At 33.6% G+C, this 18,956-nt stretch carries 22 protein-coding genes; 7 read left to right on the plus strand and 15 right to left on the minus strand.

What is annotated here, in order from left to right; all coding sequences use genetic code 11:
- Positions 1-32: 32 nt before the first annotated feature.
- Positions 33-796, plus strand: a protein-coding gene (locus tag ACFELY_RS00460; RefSeq protein WP_375333327.1) for an IS5 family transposase whose coding sequence is annotated in 2 segments (ribosomal slippage) — positions 33-365 and positions 368-796 — 762 coding nt in all. Because the reading frame shifts where the segments join, the coding sequence is not laid out codon by codon here.
- Here the strand turns inward: ACFELY_RS00460 and ACFELY_RS00465 are convergent.
- Entirely contained in the window at positions 763-1,182 is a 420-nt protein-coding gene (locus ACFELY_RS00465) for an HD domain-containing protein (RefSeq protein ID WP_375333328.1), read from the minus strand. The two genes, ACFELY_RS00460 and ACFELY_RS00465, sit on opposite strands and share 34 nt — an antisense overlap.
- A 341-nt stretch (positions 1,183-1,523) precedes the next feature.
- Between ACFELY_RS00465 and ACFELY_RS00470 the strand changes: the two genes are divergently transcribed.
- On the plus strand, positions 1,524-2,915 hold the full coding sequence (locus ACFELY_RS00470; RefSeq protein ID WP_375333329.1) for an MFS transporter: 1,392 nt from the start codon (positions 1,524-1,526) through the stop codon (positions 2,913-2,915).
- A complete protein-coding gene (locus tag ACFELY_RS00475; protein WP_375333330.1) occupies positions 2,912-4,240 on the plus strand; it encodes an MFS transporter in 1,329 nt (442 codons plus the stop codon). The genes ACFELY_RS00470 and ACFELY_RS00475 overlap by 4 nt, the downstream gene beginning before the upstream one ends.
- On the opposite strand, the gene ACFELY_RS00480 is transcribed toward ACFELY_RS00475, so the two are convergent.
- The 6 genes from ACFELY_RS00480 to ACFELY_RS00505 form a co-directional block, all read right to left on the minus strand.
- The gene (locus ACFELY_RS00480) at positions 4,170-4,889 is read right to left on the minus strand and encodes an HD domain-containing protein (RefSeq protein ID WP_375334086.1); all 720 of its coding nucleotides are present in this window, start codon (positions 4,887-4,889) and stop codon (positions 4,170-4,172) included. The two genes, ACFELY_RS00475 and ACFELY_RS00480, sit on opposite strands and share 71 nt — an antisense overlap.
- Positions 4,890-5,487: 598 nt before the next feature.
- Positions 5,488-6,093 carry a transposase gene (locus tag ACFELY_RS00485; RefSeq protein ID WP_375334087.1) on the minus strand — a complete coding sequence of 202 codons (606 nt, stop codon included), beginning with the start codon at positions 6,091-6,093 and terminating at the stop codon, positions 5,488-5,490.
- A gap of 95 nt (positions 6,094-6,188) precedes the next feature.
- Positions 6,189-6,467 carry a hypothetical protein gene (locus ACFELY_RS00490; protein ID WP_375333331.1) on the minus strand — a complete coding sequence of 93 codons (279 nt, stop codon included), beginning with the start codon at positions 6,465-6,467 and terminating at the stop codon, positions 6,189-6,191.
- Positions 6,468-6,944: 477 nt separating this feature from the next.
- Positions 6,945-7,394 (minus strand): hypothetical protein, encoded by a 450-nt coding sequence (locus ACFELY_RS00495; RefSeq protein ID WP_375333332.1) that lies wholly within the window; start codon positions 7,392-7,394, stop codon positions 6,945-6,947.
- A 4-nt stretch (positions 7,395-7,398) separates the two neighbouring features.
- The gene (locus ACFELY_RS00500) at positions 7,399-8,346 is read right to left on the minus strand and encodes an Rpn family recombination-promoting nuclease/putative transposase (RefSeq protein WP_375333333.1); all 948 of its coding nucleotides are present in this window, start codon (positions 8,344-8,346) and stop codon (positions 7,399-7,401) included.
- 31 nt (positions 8,347-8,377) lie between these two features.
- The gene (locus tag ACFELY_RS00505; RefSeq protein ID WP_375333334.1) at positions 8,378-8,662 is read right to left on the minus strand and encodes a hypothetical protein; all 285 of its coding nucleotides are present in this window, start codon (positions 8,660-8,662) and stop codon (positions 8,378-8,380) included.
- Positions 8,663-8,903: 241 nt separating this feature from the next.
- Here ACFELY_RS00505 and ACFELY_RS00510 point away from each other — a divergent pair, with 241 nt between their 5' ends.
- Positions 8,904-9,389, plus strand: a complete 486-nt coding sequence (locus tag ACFELY_RS00510) for a helix-turn-helix domain-containing protein (protein WP_341758975.1) — start codon at positions 8,904-8,906, stop codon at positions 9,387-9,389.
- Between the two features lie 20 nt (positions 9,390-9,409).
- The gene (locus ACFELY_RS00515) at positions 9,410-9,907 is read left to right on the plus strand and encodes an IS630 family transposase (RefSeq protein WP_375329725.1); all 498 of its coding nucleotides are present in this window, start codon (positions 9,410-9,412) and stop codon (positions 9,905-9,907) included.
- A gap of 78 nt (positions 9,908-9,985) precedes the next feature.
- On the opposite strand, the gene ACFELY_RS00520 is transcribed toward ACFELY_RS00515, so the two are convergent.
- The 3 genes from ACFELY_RS00520 to ACFELY_RS00530 are packed head-to-tail and all read right to left on the minus strand — an operon-like array spanning position 9,986 to position 11,365.
- On the minus strand, positions 9,986-10,516 hold the full coding sequence (locus ACFELY_RS00520) for a hypothetical protein (protein ID WP_375333335.1): 531 nt from the start codon (positions 10,514-10,516) through the stop codon (positions 9,986-9,988).
- Positions 10,517-10,555: 39 nt separating this feature from the next.
- Positions 10,556-11,203 carry a hypothetical protein gene (locus tag ACFELY_RS00525; protein WP_375333336.1) on the minus strand — a complete coding sequence of 216 codons (648 nt, stop codon included), beginning with the start codon at positions 11,201-11,203 and terminating at the stop codon, positions 10,556-10,558.
- A 15-nt stretch (positions 11,204-11,218) separates the two neighbouring features.
- Positions 11,219-11,365 carry a hypothetical protein gene (locus ACFELY_RS00530; protein ID WP_375333337.1) on the minus strand — a complete coding sequence of 49 codons (147 nt, stop codon included), beginning with the start codon at positions 11,363-11,365 and terminating at the stop codon, positions 11,219-11,221.
- A gap of 286 nt (positions 11,366-11,651) precedes the next feature.
- Between ACFELY_RS00530 and ACFELY_RS00535 the strand changes: the two genes are divergently transcribed.
- Together ACFELY_RS00535 and ACFELY_RS00540 are read left to right on the plus strand one after the other, a co-directional pair.
- Positions 11,652-13,493 (plus strand): hypothetical protein, encoded by a 1,842-nt coding sequence (locus ACFELY_RS00535; protein ID WP_375333338.1) that lies wholly within the window; start codon positions 11,652-11,654, stop codon positions 13,491-13,493.
- Positions 13,494-13,709: 216 nt separating this feature from the next.
- Positions 13,710-13,802 (plus strand): palindromic element RPE2 domain-containing protein, encoded by a 93-nt coding sequence (locus tag ACFELY_RS00540; protein WP_410521663.1) that lies wholly within the window; start codon positions 13,710-13,712, stop codon positions 13,800-13,802.
- A gap of 206 nt (positions 13,803-14,008) precedes the next feature.
- Here the strand turns inward: ACFELY_RS00540 and ACFELY_RS00545 are convergent, their stop codons facing one another.
- The 5 genes from ACFELY_RS00545 to ACFELY_RS00565 all read right to left on the minus strand — a co-directional run bounded on the left by ACFELY_RS00545 (position 14,009) and on the right by ACFELY_RS00565 (position 18,849).
- Entirely contained in the window at positions 14,009-15,637 is a 1,629-nt protein-coding gene (locus ACFELY_RS00545) for a hypothetical protein (RefSeq protein ID WP_375333339.1), read from the minus strand.
- Positions 15,638-15,756: 119 nt separating this feature from the next.
- A complete protein-coding gene (locus ACFELY_RS00550; RefSeq protein ID WP_375333340.1) occupies positions 15,757-16,245 on the minus strand; it encodes a hypothetical protein in 489 nt (162 codons plus the stop codon).
- 282 nt (positions 16,246-16,527) lie between these two features.
- The gene (locus ACFELY_RS00555; RefSeq protein ID WP_375333341.1) at positions 16,528-16,722 is read right to left on the minus strand and encodes a hypothetical protein; all 195 of its coding nucleotides are present in this window, start codon (positions 16,720-16,722) and stop codon (positions 16,528-16,530) included.
- Positions 16,723-16,726: 4 nt separating this feature from the next.
- Positions 16,727-16,855 (minus strand): hypothetical protein, encoded by a 129-nt coding sequence (locus ACFELY_RS00560; protein WP_375333342.1) that lies wholly within the window; start codon positions 16,853-16,855, stop codon positions 16,727-16,729.
- A 17-nt stretch (positions 16,856-16,872) separates the two neighbouring features.
- The gene (locus ACFELY_RS00565; protein WP_375333343.1) at positions 16,873-18,849 is read right to left on the minus strand and encodes a hypothetical protein; all 1,977 of its coding nucleotides are present in this window, start codon (positions 18,847-18,849) and stop codon (positions 16,873-16,875) included.
- Positions 18,850-18,956 lie beyond the last annotated feature (107 nt).

Consider the following 18,956-nt stretch of genomic DNA (forward strand, 5'->3'; position numbering starts at 1 on the left):
TAGATATTGGTAAAAAAATAAGAAGGTGACCAATGCGCAGATATGCTTTAAGAGATGATCAATGGGAAAGGATAAAGGATATTTTACCTGAAAAAGAAGGAGACGTAGGAGCAAGTGCCAAAGATAATAGATTATTCGTAGAAGCTGTATTATATAGATATCGTGCTGGTATACCGTGGAGAGACTTACCAGAAAGATTTGGAGATTTTAGAGTAATTCATACAAGACATACACGTTGGAGCCAAAAAGATGTATGGAAGAAGGTTTTTGAACTACTTACACAAGATGCAGATAATGAATATAGTATGATTGATTCAACGATTGTTAAAGCACATCAACATAGTACCGGAGCTAAAAAAAAGTCATAGTAGATGACCAAGCAATAGGTCGTAGTAAAGGTGGTTTATCAACTAAAATTCATGCAACTGTTGATGCTTTAGGAAATCCGACAGCTTTTTATTTAACCCCTGGTCAGTCGCATGATTTACAAGGTTCTGATGCTTTAATGGAAACTTTGACAAAAGCGGATACCGTAATTGCAGATAAGGCTTATGATGCTGAGGCAAGAATGAAGAATAAGATAAAAGATAAGAATTGCACTCCTGTAATTCCATCCAAGAAGAATCGTAAATTTCCTGTAGAATATGATGTAGAGCTTTATAAGTATCGTCATTTAATTGAAAATTTCTTTGCAAAACTTAAACAATCTCGAGGCATTGCTACGCGTTATGATAAACTAGCTCAGAATTTTCTGGGAGCAATTTATTTGGCTTCTTCTGTAATATTACTTAATTGATGACACGCCCTAGTCAAATCTACCACTTGGCTAGCAATTCGCTTGTCAAAGAGCCGAGTAATCATCTCTTCAGTAAGAGTTGTATCTTCAATAGTATCATGCAGTAAACTAGCAATAATCATATCGGTTCTGTAATATTTTGGCATATTTACTGCGGTATATTCAGCAACCATATACGCTACCTCTATTGGATGGGAGTAATATGGATCGCCGGATTGTCGCATCTGCGAACCATGATATTTTTTGGCGTAATATATACCTCCTTCAACCTCCTTCACATTTACTGGTATAGTTACTTGCTGATTTAGTTCAGCTAGTTTATTGACTAACCTATCAGCATATTTACAATTTACATACTTTGTTTCCCAATCATTAATATCTTCCATATAACTACCTATTACATTATTTTAATTATAAAGTATACTAAACTAAAAATTAAAATACTAGCAAATAATTTATTATATGCTTCTTAAAATAATAAGTTTTTTGTTATATTTAAGTTACATCCTCTATTTTTGTCTTCTCAAGTTGCGGTGGAACTCTCATGCTTATATTAAGATTGTGATATTGTTACAACCCAAAATTTATTATTTCAACTTTTCTATATTATTTTTCCTTGCTATCATTAGTCAAATCATCAACTATTATAAGGTATATTAAACAGCAAATACAAAGTAACTATGGAAAATATGAACTATATGAAGTCAACAATAACATTGAGTCAACTATGAGTAAAATTGTTCAAGAAAACACCAGGATTATCCCTAATCGGCAGACTAGTTTAACTAAAGAACAAAAAAAAGCTGTAGGGTTACTCTCAGTAGAGACTTTCTTGGAATATTTTGACTTAATGTTATATGTCCATATGGCAACGTTTCTTAATGAGTTATTTTTTGAGCCGACTGATCCTCACACAACCTATTTAATGACGGCTTTTGCTCTTTGTTCTACCTTTGTTTTCCGACCTATTGGGGCAATAATATTTGGTCGGTTGGGCGATACTATAGGGCGTAAATCAACAGTAATCATCACAACTTTTATGATGGCTATGTCATGTACTATCATAGCTAATTTGCCCACTTATGCCCAGATAGGAAGTGTAGCGGCTTGGATAGTGACCATATGTCGTATTGTGCAAGGTATGTCTTCTATGGGCGAATTAGTAGGTGCAGATCTTTATTTAACGGAAACACTTAAGCCACCAGCCCAATATGTAAGTGTAGGATTATTAAGAGTTTTTACTGCATTAGGGGGGTTAGGGGCATTAGGCATTGCATCACTTGTGACTTTGCATGGATTTAATTGGCGTATGGCATTTTGGTTTGGTGCAGCAGTGGCATTGATTGGTTCTGTTGCCAGAACAACTTTGCGAGAAACACCAGAATTTGCTGATGCCAAACGTCGAATAAAAAGAATATTTGAAAAAACTAATACTGATACAGCTACCTTAAAAGATAATCCCATATTGCAAGAAAAAGTTAATAAAAAAACCATAATAGCTTTGTTTTTATTAGAATGTGCTGGACCGGTAACTTTTTATTTTATTTATGTATATTGTAGCACTGTTCTTAAGGCTAATTTTAGTTATACAACGGCTGAGGTTATTCATCATAATTTTATTGTCTGTCTAATGGAGCTTGTAATCGCGTTAATCTTATGTTATTTAAGTTTTAAAATATATCCATTGTCAATCGTAAGAATTATACTGATCATCAGTTCTATTTTTATCATATTTTGTCCATATTTATTGAATAATATTAATGCTCCTTATCAGTTATTTTTGATGCAATGCGTTATGGCGTTATTGCATGAATGTTTAGGTCCTGCTTTTCCCATTCTTTATAAAAGATTTCCGGTATTTAAACGTTTTACCTGTGCTACCATGACATTTGCTATATCTCGGGCTTTAATGTGTGTTGTTACCTCTTTTGGTTCTATCTATCTTATAGAATATTTTGGCAATTGGGGATTATGGGTCTTTATGGTTCCGATGATTATCGGTTTTGCTTACGGGCTATTGCATTTTGAAAAGTTGGCAAAAGAGTGTGGCGGTTTACCTATTGCTTTTAGAAACTTGGCTACTTATTCCGAAAAAAACAATTATTCGAGTCAATTATGAGTGAATTAGTTCAAGAAAACACCAGAATTACCCATACTAGTTTAACTAGAGAACAAAAAGAAGCTATTGGCTTACTATCAATTGGAACATTCCTGGAGTATTTTGATCTGATGCTATATGTTCATATGGCGGTATTGTTAAATGAGTTATTTTTTGAACCCACTGATCCTAAAACAGCCTCTCTAATGACGGCTTTTGCTTTTTGTTCAACATATATTTTAAGACCAGTAGGAGCTTTAATATTTGGCTGGATAGGTGATAATATAGGACGAAAAGCAACTGTTATCATCACAACTTTTTTAATGTCATTTTCTTGCCTTATCATGGCTAATCTCCCAACTTATGCTCAAATTGGTATTACTGCTTCTTATGTGATTACTATATGCCGTATATTACAAGGCATGTCTTCTATGGGAGAAGTAGTAGGGGCTGAGCTATACTTAACTGAACTAATAAAGCCTCCTATGCAATATCCAGTAGTTGCATTTCTTGCTATTGCTATATCCATAGGCACTACTGCTGCTTTAGGTGTTGCAACTTTCACCATGTCAATTGGATTGAACTGGCGTGGAGCTTTTTGGATTGGAGCCGGAATTGCTTTGGTTGGTGCAGTAGCTAGAACAACTCTTCGAGAAACACCAGAATTTGCTAATGCAAAACATCGTGTAAAACAGAATATAAAATTAGTCATCAATACTAATGTGTTTGAAAAAACTCTTATTTGGAACGAAAAAGTAAATATAAAAACAGCATTATCCAATTTTGCTTTAATATCTACTTGGCCTATATGGTTTTATACAACTTATGTATATAGTAGTAATATTCTTAAAAACACCTTTAAATATACTACTGAACAAATTATCAGTCATAATTTAGGTGTTTCTATGATATCAATGTTAAATGCCATGCTATTGACTTACTTATCTTATAAAATACATCCTTTAAAAATTCTTAAAATAAGATTAATAGTTTTTGCAGTAGTTATTTTACCTTGTCCTTACTTATTGAATAATCTGACCAATGTTTTTGAGTTGTGGTTATTTCAGTTAATTGTAATTATTTTAGGTCCTACTGGATTTCCAGCAGTTCCAATCCTTTATAAGCACTTTCCTGTATTTAAACGTTTTACATATTCTACTGTTATTTATGCTTTATCACGGGCTTTAATATATGTCATAACCTCCTTTGGATTTGTATATTTAATTGAATATTTTAGCCATTGGGGCTTATTAGTAATTATAATTCCAGCACTTACTATATATTATTACGGTAGAAATCATTTTGAAGGATTGGAAATGAGCCTTTCAAACCATGAGATAAAATAATCTTTTGAAAGATAGGTTCTTTATTAAGAACACTTAGAGACAGTTGATAAAAATGCTTCTCGGCTTTTGGTATTCCAAGATATACAGCAAGAATTACAAAATATTCCATAGTTTCATTAATGATCTTCATTGCTTTTTCCACTGATTTAGCACCAATAGTTTGCATGTTATGAAGCCTGTCAAATAACTTAATCAATAAGACATCATATTTTTTTTGTTGAAATAATATATTCAATGTCTCTGCTGCACTAATCTTCCCATAAGATTTCACCCGGGTCAAATCTACAACTTGACTGGCAATTAGCTTGTCAAAGAGCCGAGTAATCATCTCTTCAGTAAGAGTTGTATCTTCAATAGTATCATGCAGTAAGCTGGTAATGATCATGTCAGTTCTGAAATATTTTGGCATTTCTAATGCTGTATATTCGGCAACCATGTACGCTACCTCTATTGGATGAGAATAATAAGGATCGCCGGATTGTCGCATCTGCGAACCATGATATTTTTTTGCGTAATATATACCTTTTCTAATCTCATAAATATTGACTGGTATAGTTACTTGTTGGTTCAGTTCGGATAATTTATTGACTAACCTCTCAGAATAGTTACAAGATTCATATTTTTCTTCCCAATTATCAATATCTCCCATTTTAATATCCACTATATCATTTTAATTATAAAGTATACTAAACTAAAAATTAAAATACTAGCAAATAATTTATTATATACTTCTTAAAATAATAAGTATTCTGTTATATTTAAGTTATATTCAGATATAAATCAATTGAGTCTTATATATTTCCAACTATAATTGTTTCTATTGTTCTAACTTTAATATAAAAATATTATCTGTTTTAATTCAGTATAATCAATACTTCGGTCTAAATGAACAAAGTTTTTATGGATGCCGATAGTTCAATCTAGTTGCCAAGCAGTGGCAATTAAATCGCCTTTAAATGATTTTATCTAGGGTTAGAACGTCAACGACACAGCAACCGCCCCCACTATGGTGCGGGTAGTCGTAGATATGAAAGGAGTTTCCTGACTTCGGAAAATAGTTAAAGATAAGTGTATAGAAAAAGCAGGAGAAAAAAGGTTTTGTTAATTAGAGGACGTTTGTTGTGCCTCTATATTTCTTATTATTGACATACACTATTTTAGTAGATATACTAACCAACAATTAGTTTTAAATATGCTACCGATCACACTACTGAACAAAAATGCTAAGTTGATTGCAAATCATATAATTAAAGCAACTTTATAATAACTGAATCAAGAGAATATTTAAAACAACTATAAGATTGTTTAATTAATTTTATTCCTAATTGAAGTACGGAATAAGCCCTGCACCCTAATGTTTTCTTCGTTTTGACTGGTTGTTTTAGTTCTTCAATTGACCCTATTTTTATAGCTATCGCATAAGATATAAATATGCATTTAATAAAACTTTCAAATCTCACTTTGTCCTTTATATGGCTATCCTCCATTCGAAACCCATTACTCTTGCATCCTTTAAATGCTGACTCGATATCCCATCTTCGTCGATATATTTTAGCCCCGTTGCTCATATTTCTACTATATACTACCGATAAATATTCTCCGCTCTCTAATTTGATATGATCTAATTTTATTGGTATAGAATAAAACTGTGTTTCTAGATTTAGTATTTTGCTCTTTTGAAGATTAACAACTTTAATCCATTCTCCTTCCTTATTCATTATTCTATTTGTTTTTCTAATCCTTAAAGCATAATTAATAGATTTACTGTTTAAATAAGTTATTAATTTTTCATTATCAAACTCTCTATCTCCAGTAATTACATCTATTCTAGCTACCCCAAATTTTCGATAAATTTTTCAACTACTTCAACTTGATCATCAGCAGTACATTTACCTCTGTAAGGAATTATTTTATAGATTAACGGCATAGCAATTTTATCATAAGATACTTATAATACTAATATATTTCTAATCTCTTTTCCTAACTCCCAAGTAGTCCTATCTAATGATAATATGACTTTACCTTCAGGAAGAAGAGGGGTCATAAATTTGTAATAGTCATCAATATTAATAAAATCTTTTTCTAAAAATCTATATACAGATTTTATTTTTGAATCTAACAAAGCATTTCCTTCTATTTCCTCTGCCATATTTTTATATTTACTACCTCGACATAAAATTAACGATTTTATTATGCCTTTAAATGTATTAGATATTGAATTTATCATCTTAAAATGATTAAATAATAACTTGGCTAGCAAAATAGAATACCTAAGATTTTTTATGTATCCTATCTAAAATATTCTATTTGCTAGCCTTTTCAACCCTTCCTACATTTTTGTCCAGTAGTGTGGCATTTAGTACGTGAGTACACGAATTCCCCGTAGTTTTACGAAGCCAATTCTTCAAAGCAGAAGAGTATTATGCTATTAGTGGCTCTTTTATAATAGGTTATTGCGAAGTTGCAGCCTTAAATGAGTTGTCACCTACATCATAACTTTAATGATTGGTTGGTTGCGTTATTTTTTATTGTTTTTTATCATAAGCGATTCTGTATAATTGTTCCCTACGCTTAACAGCTTGCTCATGTCTCGTATGGTCTTTACTCCTTAATTTTACCACAAACTCAGGATCAGATTCAAGTTTTTCTATCTCTGCTAATGCCCCATCCCGATTATTAATTGTAGACAGCTCTTTACCAGTTACTAACGAGTCGGATTTTTGTGAGAGTGACGTGTTTGCTCAATAGCATTTTGTTGCTGTTTCTGCAAATCCTGCGAGAAACCATACAGAGAATTAAGCAGCTTTTCACCTTGCCTTTTAGATAATCCGCTTTGGTAAAACATGTCCTCATAACGAGTTAAATACTCCTCATCTTCCTTGGATCGTTTATCAGTATATTTCTTATCTTCAGGCAATCCAAGCCGACAATAGAATTTATGCCATTCTTCATCAGAGCTGTCATCTTTTGGCACAGCGACTCGCTGATTTAAGCTCTTCTCTGCCTCTAAATAGCTCTGAGCTAAAGATGAGACATCCTTGAATTTACCAAGTGACTCAGACTTACGTATTTCCTCAGGCATGTTAGCTAGCCAGTCATTACCAGAGGAAGTAGGGCTAGTTTCATAGTTATTGGCAATTAGTTCTTTGCTCATCTGCTTATTCTTCTTTTAACGTTTCTATCTCTTCTTTTAACTTCTTTATTTTTTCAAGAGTTAGCCCGGTCAATTTACTTATAGCTTCCATAGGATAGCCTTCTTTCAGCATTTTCTTTGCTATGGCTATAGCATTTTCCTCCCTACCTTCTTCCCTACCTTTTTCAATACCTTCTTCCCTACCTTTTTCAATACCTTCTTCCCTACCTTTTTGCTCAGCTGAAACTATATAATCACGTTGCTTTAAGGATTCATTGACATATTTATTATAATCTATACGTTCTTGAGTAGTCATTTTTAGGATGCTAAGACGCTCAGCTACTTTCTTCATATAAGGTGATTTAAAATCATCTCTAACCTCAGAATGTTTAGCAAAATACAACCATTCATCCATTTCCTTTTTTACAATATCGTTAAAAAGTGGTACGGAAATAATAAAATATTCTGGAAATACATTATGAAGCTTCACTTCATTACCTTTACTATCAGCAAGATGTACGTCTATAGGATGTTCTCGGTCGATTTCTCTAAAAATAGTCTTACCGTGACATAAAGGCGATTTCAGCCCTGCATATGGAAAATATATTAAGTTGATATGAAATACTTTCTTGATACTAGTATAATCCTGACTAGCATAAATACTATCGACAATCAATCGACTAGCATTAAAGCAAGCTTTATGGAGAAAGAGGCTAGTATATGTGCGATCTATTTCAACAATATATTTATGACCTTGTTGGTCTTCAACAATAACGTCAGCAATGCTTTTCTTTAGGTTTTCACTTTCTTTATTACTTTCACTTTCAAGCAAGGCAATGATTTTTACTGCTGGATAACCACCAACACCTTTAAGTATCGCCGAAATAAATCCCTCGACTATTTCATAGTCACCTTTATTCTTGAGTAAAAATTTAATTGCGTAGTCCAACGATATCAGCGGTTTACTGCTCATAACTTATCCTCATCATAAAAATATTTTTTTACTATTGTAAACTACTACCCTTTTTAGCACCATCAATATTATTAACTCCATCATCTTCTGAAGCCTGTGAGCATATATATAGGAACAATGCTCGATGCCCTTCAAGGAAGGCAGTGTAATCACTTTCTTGCCGAACGAAATTGCTACGATATATGCCACTCATTTGGGCTAAATCCTCTAATACTATTTTACCATCTTCTCCACTAAAAAGCTTCAAATAAATTGATTTTAATTGCTCTTTTGTTAGTAAATTTGGTGGGGATGATGAGTTAATTGATAGTTTCATTTGATCATTGCCCTTGTATCTGTTGCTGTTGTAACTGTTGCATTTGCATCATCTTACGTTGTTGTCTTATTTGTAATACTTCTTGCTCATTCTTGAGGATTGAGTTTGGGGAGCCTCGCAGCTCAAAAAATAGTTTAAAACATTCATCCCAGTTGATATTATACCAATTCCCAAATTTAATTTAGTATAAAGATGAGAAAAATAGGTTATAATGTAAAAGATAGATAAAATTAGGAATGTAATGGGTACTCATCAAAAATTAATAACAGAAGATTTATACAAACAGGCTATAGCTCAACTTGCAAGTACGAACAAAGAGAATAGGATCGCTATTAGGTTAAGAGCTATAGTAGCTGCAAAAGAGCATGGTATTGGTATGGTGTCTAAAATATTTGATATCACAACTAATACGCTAAGAAACTGGATAAAAAGCTTTGCCCAAGGCGATGATAAAAATCTTGAATATAAAAAAGGTAGGGGAAGGAAAAGCGATTTAACGGAAAGCTGCTATGAAGCAATAAACAAATGGATACAAGAAGATTGTAACATAACAATAAAAAGTATCGTCATAAAACTTAAAGAAAATTTGGGAATTAATGTAAGTAAATCGGCTGTACACAGGGCATTGCACAAGCTTAAGTTTGCGTACATTACTCCAAGACCAGTGCATTACAAACAGAATAAAGAAACTCATGAACAGTTTAAAAAAAAATTCAAGAAAAAATAGCAAGCAATCCAAGAAGTTTTTTGTATTTCTTTGATGAATCACGTTTTGGAACTCATTCTAAATTAGGTCATGGTTGGTTTCGCAAAGGTATCAGAACTCAAGTTAAAATCAAAATAGGTTTTCAGAATTTTTATGTTTACAGTGCTGTTAACCCAATAACAGGAGATGATTTTAGCTTAATGATGCCAAATGTTAATACTATGTCTTTGAACATGTTTCTTGCGGAAATGTCTAAACATATAGGCGATCAAAAAGCCATTGTTGTTATGGATTGTGCTGGATGGCATAAGGCTAAGGACTTAGTGGTTCCTGCTAATATAGAAATTCTTTATTTGCCACCATATTCTCCTGAATTAAATCCTGCGGAGCGATTATGGGAACATTTAAAGTCTGAGACTATAAAGAATAAAGTATACAATACAATTGAACAATTAGAAATAGTAGTATCTTCCTCTATTAAAAATTTAAATACCTTGCTAATTCAATCTATTTGTTGCATGAATCATTTACTAAATTAAATTCGGGAATTGGTATAATATGGTTGTAATCTTAGTCCTTCAAATATTTTAATGATATATTCTGCTTTACTATTACTATCAATATTTGTAACCATTAACCTTACCATTGCCGTTGCCATTTACATAGCCGTAACCATTGCCATAACTGTTATTATTACCATAACCATTAATTCGGTGTCTGCCAAAAGCTCGATGACCAAACCAAAAACCAATAACCGCACAAAATATACCTTGATCCTCACTGCTCCATATGGTGTCGACTGATGCACCAAATTTTAGGAAGATGGCTAATTTTAATGCTACATAGAGCAGAAAAAATATATAAGTGATCATTGGTCTAACGCTGGTAGCTAAAAAATCAAACCAATTATTATCGCTGTTACTGGCTGTTTGCGTACTCGCATATTGATATAAATACTTACTTTCATCATTATCAGCCTTAATTTGGATTTCCTCAAGCCTAGCACTATGACCAGTCTTTAAAGCTTTTATTTGCATCTCAATTAATTTAAGTTCATGTTCTTTGTCCTTCTTATCCTTAAGAAAATGCAAAATTTCTGGTAAAAAACTACTGAAGAACCACATAAAGGCACTTAATATCGCTATCATATAAATCTCAAAAATTATTAAATATTAGACCTATTGGGCTTAAGCAACATTAACACGACCACAACTATTACCACCAATAATTAGTTTCTTATTAATAAGATCAAGAGTAACATTACCTACAACATTATCAATAATGGCATGATTCATCACGCCTGTTGCTATTATCATAGAACCACTAAAATTCATGTTTGCAGCTATGTTACTACCAGCACTTAGGCTGATTTTTGGTAAGGCTACAGTCCAATTTTGGTTTCTATCAGCTTGCAACCGAATGTATAGCTTATTTTGTAAATCTTCTATTTGTTTTTCTAAATCATCTATTTTATTAACCAAGTTTTCTGTTTCATCTTCTGCCGCAATATCTGATAGGTGCAAACTAGCTAGTGAGGTTATGATTTGGCTTAAGTCTTTACTACTCTCAAGGCTAAGGCTGCTTAGGTTTTCATAATCCTTAACATAAATGATATATTTTAGTTCTCTAATATTGCTAGGAATTCGGTTTATTAGGTTTTTCAGATTATCTCTACCAGCTTGACTACCTAAGTTCCAAGGTAGGACGATATAATTACCTTCATCCTCAGAGGTCATAGCTACTTTAGTGAAAGGATGTTGGGTGCCTAAATAAAAGCTTAGTGCAGCGTTAGAAAATGTTATAATTTCAGTGCCGTTGTTAGTTGTTATGTGCAACTCCGCTTTATCCACCTAGCTCGGTGTAAAAATCTTTCCGCCCAAATGAAATTTAGCAATATCTGGCAAATGATCACTATTACTTGAGTAAACATTTTTCATGATTTTTTTAAGATTTTCAATATCTTGTAACTTGTTAAATTCGACAGTAATTTTTCGCATATAATCCCCTGTAGTATCTGTATTTCAAGGGAATTATTATACCATAAAAAATCACCATTTGCATCATATTTTGTGATATTTTTACATCGTATTTTTATTAAAATGAATTAGTATATTTTAAAGTTATAGGTTAAGATTATGAAATAATTTTTTTTATAAAAATAATGCTTGCAATATTAATTATATCTGATAATTTGCATTCAGTAACCCGTTTAATACGGTGAAAAATTACAAACAAATTAGTCTATCCCACTAAAACCATTAACTTTTAATATAGGTAAAAACAATGACAATAGATTTTAATAAATATGTAAAAGAGGGTAATTTTTTAGATTTACCCAAAACAGCAATATTCAAAGGTTCTTGCTTTGGAGAAACTGAATTACATGAGATAAACGCTAATATAGCGAATAATCCAGGTAGTTATAAAATCAATCTAGCTGAGTTAGTTGATTTTATAAAGAGTAATACAAATATTACTAGAGTTAGTTTACCCTACTGTGATCGCATTGATGAAAACAATATGAGCTTCGTAGATTTACTAAAAAATTCTAATATTACTAAACTTAATATAGCAGCTAATGGTTTAGGTGATACAGCAGCTAATGATTCAACTAATATAATAAAGTCTATAGCCGAAGCTTTGAAGAACAATAAGACCCTTACTATCCTTGATCTATCATCCAATTTTATAGGTGATGAAGGAGCAAAAGCAATAGCTGAAGCTTTGAAGAAAAATAAGACCCTTACTAGCCTTAATCTATCATCCAATTTTATAGGTGCTGAAGGAACAAAAGCAATAGTTGAGGCTTTATTAGTGTACAATAGCACCCTTGCTAGTCTTAATCTATCATTAAATAATATAAAAGATGGTGCTGTAGAATTAATAGCTAAAATGTTGGAAAGCAATAGAACCCTTACTAACTTTGATCTATCACACAATCGTATAACTGTTGAAGGGATAAAAGCAATAGTTGAATCTTTGAAGAACAATAAGACCCTTACTAACCTTGAACTATCATACAATTGTATAGGTGCTGAAGGAATAAAAGCAATAGCTGAAATGTTGGAAAGCAATACTACTCTTGTTAATATTAATCTAAAAGAATATGTGCTTATAGACGATACTGTTATAGAAAACATAAACAAGAAACTGCAACGTAATAAAGAAATAAAAGATATTAGTGAAGCATTTAAACCAATCATATCTGAAATAACTCTAGATACTGATGGCACTCCGTTACTGTCTTTGGACAAAGAAGACAGTGAACAAAATAGTTGCTTGAATAAACTCAAGGGATACAGTGAAAAATATGGGGAACTCCTTTTACCTGCGTTAGAACAAAGTATAGCCCAGTCTCTATACCAAGACACAGTACATGTTCACAAAGATGGAATAGAACAATTATCGTTTACTGCCAGATCAAAGCCTCTAACAGAAATAATGCAGACAGTATTGGAACATTTAGGATTCAAGGAAGACAAGATTAATGAATTTAACTCTAAGATAGTAGAAATTATTAGGGAAGTAGAAGAAATGTTTTTAGTAGAGTTGGATATATTGAACAATAATTTGATGAACACAGACGAGATTGATGTTCAAACTAATACATTTGATCTAAAAAAGCCCCTTGAATTTTTGTGCTATCATGAATTTATTGTAGGAGAGGGATTGAAACCTTCATTTGATTCTGACATAAATGTTGAATCACTAAATGATCAACAAAAGGTTGAATTGAAAAATAACCAACAATTAACTGATTTGTATGAAAAACATCCTGAACTCAAGATGCCAGGAACTATCTTGCGTGATTTCCTTAAAAGTGACTCAACTATTTACCTTAATACTGCGAGAGAATTAAAGCAACATACTGATGAACAAACTTTTAAACATAACCTTCAAATACAAAAATTGTTAAATGAGTTTACAATTGAGTTGAATAATATTTCTGCGATAGAATTGCAAGAAAGCTCATTAGCACCTAAACAAAAAGTAAGTCTTGAGGCTCCTTTAGCACAGCATTCTGATAGTCATCTACCAAATATTAGCGAACATACGTCAATCGGCTTAGCTACAGATGACCCAATAACACCGGTTTTAGGAGATAGTTCGCATCATATAGATTAACTGGTTGTATATCGTAACAACAGCCAGCATGGCAAATATATGCTTATCCAATGGTTGGGGTAAACCAACCATTGGATAAGCAATGGATTGAAATAACCGGGAATACCAAAAGCCATCAATAATAATTTTGAGTTTTTTAATCAATATCTGTTAAATTGAAACAATAAAATTCAATTAGTAACTCACCTTGCTCATGGTATAGTCAATTCAGGGGAATTGGGTAGCAGGAGCGATGGAGCGACGCCTATAAGTAATAGGCGAGCATTGAGCGACGACGTCACCAACTTCTCATCAATTGACTATATTTAAAAGCCATAGGGAAAATAGCTTGGCGTCATGGCTCAGAGCCGCTTTGCGGCAACGCGGCAATCCAAAAAACGCTCAGGAATGGATTGCTTCGGAGGCTTACGCATCCTCGCAATGACGTTATCTGTCATTGCGAGACCACATAGTGGTCGCGGCAATCCACACTTATTGGATTGCTTCTTGGCTTAAGCCTTCTCGCAATGACGTTCTTACCAATGCAAGCTATTACATTCATGAAAACCACACAAAGCCGGTTGTAGGTAGAAGAGATTTCTGCCTGGGATGTTTCTTTGAAGGGATTTTTTAAGCAATTCTTCTGCCTTATCCAACTCACCATTTTTGATTAAAGTAACTATTGTGCCAAAATCAATAATGTCACTACCCATAGTTCCTGCTAGAGCTTTAAGCAGATTATTATGACTATCATACTCATTAAAGAAAAAATCCCCAAATAATCCAAGACCACCGCCCTGTAATAAGGATGCCATAAATACTCCTTCTTCGTGTGGATCAAGCCACTCTTCCCCTTGCACCAACCTTTTAGCATTGATCGATAAATAACCAAGCCCTATGGAACCTGGCAATAACTGAAACAACATTTTAATACTAGTTGGGTTTCTCATTGTTTTAGCAATATCCTGCCATGTTCCTAAATCAAACAAATTGCCACTACCTATTTGTTGATGAGTTGGTATTTGATCGATAGTTACTGATTTTAAGGGTCTAGTAATGTAAGTATAAGCAAAAGTTTTAAACTGCATGATACACTGAATCACCGCGGCAGCTGGTGAACCTGGCTTAATGCCTAAATTGCCAAATAATATGGCATTTCTCTCGGCAATATGAGGAGTGGCAATAGCTGTATCAACCCGGTCAAGCAAATATCTTCGTAAGTTGTTGGTTAAATCCTGCTTTAGTCTAATTAGACTACCTGCATAAGCCAATCTAGTTGGTGATTTTGTCGTCGAAACTCGCCTTCGTTCCGAACAATCGTCTATGTACGCTGCGGTACTCGGCTTCATTTCTCCTAAAAATCCCTCAACTATCTCTGGCTTATCCAGGCAGTCTATTATATTAAGAGGTCTATTACCACTTTGTTGTAAATGTTGGTCTAATAAATTATCAGGTAATAGTGCCATATCGGGTATTAAATATGGCTTATTGTCTATTTGCTGGACTAAATGCTGATAAAGATGCCAGTTACTTTCATTAATTCCATATCTATTAAGCAAAGTCTGTAAATTATGATATAGCGAGTTAAAGGGCTGATTGACTTGTAACGCTAAATTATGTGATAACAAATTACCCATTGTCGATTTCCAACTATTATCCCACCATTCCATAAAATTTAGTTTAAAAAATGCATTGGTAAGTTTAAATATGCTCCCAGATACTGGGTATTCTCCTGCAAAACGACAATGACTATGACCAAGCAGTGAATCTACCGCCACACCAAGCAAATTAGCAAGTTCTTTTTTCTTTTCGCCATTAAAGCTTGTTGCCGCCACTTGTAAGATATTCGCATAAGATTGCAGTAGTGGTATGCCATTATTCTGTAACTCACTAACAAAACTTATCATATCAGGAATTGAAGAAAGTACCACTTTGCCAAGATTTGCCATACATTTCCAAGAGCGATAAGCTCCAAGGATACGGTCAACTGAGGGTATTTGTGGTTTAACTCCTAGCATTAGGTCTAACTGATTGATAAAACTGTTTGGATTACTAAGCACTGCCAGTTGCCCTAAAATAGTTGGGTCTTTAGTCGCTAACTCTTGTAGCTCCCTGGTAAAAGTACCTTTGATCGATTGTAGCATTAACTCAGGATTACAACCCATATTCTCCTAGTACCAAACTGGTCTTGCATATGTTGTTGTAATTCTGCTATTTTCTGCAGTTGAGCAAAATATAAAGGATATTGTTGCTCGGCTGCCGTAATTAATTGTAACTTCTTTGCTTACAACTCAGCTAAACTTAATAAAGAATTGTTTTCAATATTACCATTGTTACCCTGACTATCAACTTGCCCAGTTTCCACTATTTTCTCCATCGATTCAGGAGATGACTCTTTTAGTACAGTATCAATATTATCTTTTAACTGACTATCAACTATCGGATGTAAAGTCTCAACTTCCGGACGTAACTTATTGGAATACACGTATAATCTGTCTCGCAAATATTTAGCCGAATAACCAACACCGTGCAAAGTTGCACCAAATAAACCACTTTCTATAATATTAACCAAACTATCTGATAAGTCATATGGTCTTTGTTCAACATGCCGCTCATTATAAAGAAATGGTTCGATAGCTGCCTGACCTACCGCCCCACCGACCAAGCCCTTAGCTAAGGTTGTTGGAAGTTTGCCATATTTTAAAGCAGTTGCCGCCCACATTGCAGGTTTACCAATAGGCACGAAGCTAGCCGCAATGTTAATTAGTGACAAATTACCAAATACTATCTCAGCTCCAAATTTGCCAATAGCCTCAACTAATCCGCCTTTACCTGCCGCAATAATATAGTCATTAATTTCTCGCTGTTTTTTCCTCTCTAAAATATCTTCTACTAGTTGATTGGTAAAATTAGGGTCATACTTTAAACCTGATTCACTATATTTTTGCTCAAACTCTTCCTTGGTTAATTTGTTATTATAATTTTTAAAATATTCAGCAATATCCTGTAACTCAGGATCAATAATATTTTGTGGGGCAAAAGCTTGCAGTAAGGTTTATAGGTTTGGGCTATCTGCATAAGCTTGGCTACTAACTGCCCGCAAAACATCCATTTTGCTGCTACCTAACAAATCAAAGACACTATTATAAGATATACGCTCCGGTAATAAGGTAGAATAGTAACGTTGGTGAATTGGTTTGCTATTTGCCTGATAATCTAAGTAATTATTTAAGCTGTCATTATTTTTCATCGTACTAATTTATTGAATATGATTCAGAGATACCTTGTAATAACCTTTGCTTTTGTCGCTCTAAAGCTTGAGGCTTGTTGAGTTCTATCAAATCAAATTTTAATATATTACCATTTTCTGTCATAACTGGCATATACTGACCGTCTTTCGTCAGGAAAGTATAATAGGCGTTAGTTTCCATCTGCCTTGTTGTAAAGATTCTCGTACTTTTACAGCGACATATTGTCCTGTTGGGTCGTTGATATTATCGATAATATGGCTACCACTACCCTTAGCTACAATAGTACCATAATCACAAGCGATATTACCGCTAATAATAGCAAGTTGCAGCTCTGCTAGACTACTTTCTATGTAATCAGCATTCAAATCAATAATCATACGTTGTGCTACCACCTGACGGGGTATTATTATATTCTTACTATCTAGTCGCATATAGACCTTACTAATCAATTCTTGGGTTGCTTTTTCTACTGCTTTGTCAATTGGTAAATCTTCCGTACGTTGGTAGTATTTAGCTAAATATTTTATGGCTTGCCGTGTTTGGTTAATCTCTGTTTCGTTTTGAATATCAGTTTTAGCTAAATCCTTACTCCATAGCTTTAATATATCATTTTTGTCAATTTCTTTGTTAAATTCTGTCATTTCATGATTGATAAATAATGGCTGACTTTTTAATGATAGCTCATTAACTAATGCGATCATCTGTATAAAGGCTGACGCAGTCTTACGGTCGTAAAGTCTACTTTCAGCATAGAATTGAGTCAAACACTCTAAATCTTCCTTACCCCTTAAGATTTCGTCCATTATCTCCAAGCCAAATTGTTCCCCGCCTTCTGTATCATCATCTCGCAGACTAATTATACTATCAGTGACTTGTTTAATTTGGTTAACATCTTTAGTCTCAATCTTTTTTAAATACTCATCACGTTCTTTGTTCATTAAATATCTCTGATCGTAACTAGGAATGCCTTTTTGTTCTTGCAATTGTTTCCTAAGCAATAAACGTTGTAACAATGGCATGTCTTTAGGTATTTCGCCGTTTTCCTCAACCAATCTAGCTGGGTCTTGTTGAGCCAATTTAAGCTGTTTGTTAAACTGCTCTAGTAAAATATGATATATTTGCTCTTTTTTGTCATAATCAACATCTCCGCTCTTTGGAGCAATTTGTTGTAATATTTCATGACATTGGTTGAATGGTAGGTATTTTAATTGTTGCGAGACAATAAAAGCCTGCTTATACAAAACTTCTTGGGTTCTGAATTGCAATAATCGTGGAGCATCAATATTAAAGCTGGCTTGTAGTAGATTTTCAACGCCATCAACACCTTTGCCAGTATTTAGGATACTGTGCAAATGGGCATTGGTAAGCGAACTAAGTTGATGTTGTCTCATTAATTGCTGATGATGTATTAGATTATTTGCTTGCCCCTCTAGCTTAACCCTTTGTTCAAGCGATAAAGCTTCTTTCCATTCAGCAACTATATTGGGATTTAATATAGCATCCGGCGAATGCTTTAAAGTACCTTGTGCTGCAGCAAATGCCAAAGCTTGTTTAGCATTCATCAGCATTTGTTCTTTTTCTTGCGGCAGTAATGATAAAGAGCTAATAGCTATTATGCTATCTTGTAAATTACTACTATAAAGTTCAGGATTATCATAAGTAGCAATCTTAAACTTTTCGATAGCTTCAATTGCTAAATGGTTACGTTTACCATCAATCAGCTTGGCTTCTGTATGGCTTATATGTCCAGCTAAAGATATTTTATATTCATTAATCTTGGCTTGCAACATCCGCCTGGTCAGTGGGTTTTTGGCTTGTTGCAGATAATCTACAGCCCGCTTATCATACTTACCTAAAAAATACTCGATGAACGGTTTGTTATTTTCTGAAAAATCCGGATGAAATTCATCAAATTGCGTCAAGCAACCAAAACCACCAGTTTTGTTATCGCTAACTACCTCAATATTGCTCTGTGATTGATGCAAATGCGTAGTGGTCTCTTTAATAAAATCCGCCCATAAATTAGGCATTTCTACGCTAGCATCTTTCTCCAGTTTACGTATCAAATAGCCTTTAGCTTCTTCATTAATCTTCTGACTTATCCCAGCTATAACTTGCCATTTCATCTTCTTGCCATTCCATCTTATTTGGTCACTTTTTTATTAAACTTCCTATATATAGTCAATTCAGGAGAATTTGGGGCTAGGAGCGATGGAGCGACGCCTATAAGTAA

The sequence above is a fragment of the Candidatus Tisiphia endosymbiont of Xenochironomus xenolabis genome (genome assembly GCF_964264705.1).
Classification (GTDB): Bacteria; Pseudomonadota; Alphaproteobacteria; order Rickettsiales; family Rickettsiaceae; genus Tisiphia.

Coding starts and splice junctions, on each gene's coding strand:
- ACFELY_RS00465 (WP_375333328.1), bottom strand. CDS start 1,182: ATGGAAGATATTAATGATTGGGAAACAAAGTATGTAAATTGTAAATAT.
- ACFELY_RS00470 (WP_375333329.1), top strand. CDS start 1,524: ATGAGTAAAATTGTTCAAGAAAACACCAGGATTATCCCTAATCGGCAG.
- ACFELY_RS00475 (WP_375333330.1), top strand. CDS start 2,912: ATGAGTGAATTAGTTCAAGAAAACACCAGAATTACCCATACTAGTTTA.
- ACFELY_RS00480 (WP_375334086.1), bottom strand. CDS start 4,889: ATGGGAGATATTGATAATTGGGAAGAAAAATATGAATCTTGTAACTAT.
- ACFELY_RS00490 (WP_375333331.1), bottom strand. CDS start 6,467: ATGATAAATTCAATATCTAATACATTTAAAGGCATAATAAAATCGTTA.
- ACFELY_RS00495 (WP_375333332.1), bottom strand. CDS start 7,394: ATGAGCAAAGAACTAATTGCCAATAACTATGAAACTAGCCCTACTTCC.
- ACFELY_RS00500 (WP_375333333.1), bottom strand. CDS start 8,346: ATGAGCAGTAAACCGCTGATATCGTTGGACTACGCAATTAAATTTTTA.
- ACFELY_RS00505 (WP_375333334.1), bottom strand. CDS start 8,662: ATGAAACTATCAATTAACTCATCATCCCCACCAAATTTACTAACAAAA.
- ACFELY_RS00510 (WP_341758975.1), top strand. CDS start 8,904: ATGGGTACTCATCAAAAATTAATAACAGAAGATTTATACAAACAGGCT.
- ACFELY_RS00520 (WP_375333335.1), bottom strand. CDS start 10,516: ATGATAGCGATATTAAGTGCCTTTATGTGGTTCTTCAGTAGTTTTTTA.
- ACFELY_RS00530 (WP_375333337.1), bottom strand. CDS start 11,365: ATGCGAAAAATTACTGTCGAATTTAACAAGTTACAAGATATTGAAAAT.
- ACFELY_RS00535 (WP_375333338.1), top strand. CDS start 11,652: ATGACAATAGATTTTAATAAATATGTAAAAGAGGGTAATTTTTTAGAT.
- ACFELY_RS00545 (WP_375333339.1), bottom strand. CDS start 15,637: ATGGGTTGTAATCCTGAGTTAATGCTACAATCGATCAAAGGTACTTTT.
- ACFELY_RS00555 (WP_375333341.1), bottom strand. CDS start 16,722: ATGAAAAATAATGACAGCTTAAATAATTACTTAGATTATCAGGCAAAT.
- ACFELY_RS00560 (WP_375333342.1), bottom strand. CDS start 16,855: ATGCCAGTTATGACAGAAAATGGTAATATATTAAAATTTGATTTGATA.
- ACFELY_RS00565 (WP_375333343.1), bottom strand. CDS start 18,849: ATGAAATGGCAAGTTATAGCTGGGATAAGTCAGAAGATTAATGAAGAA.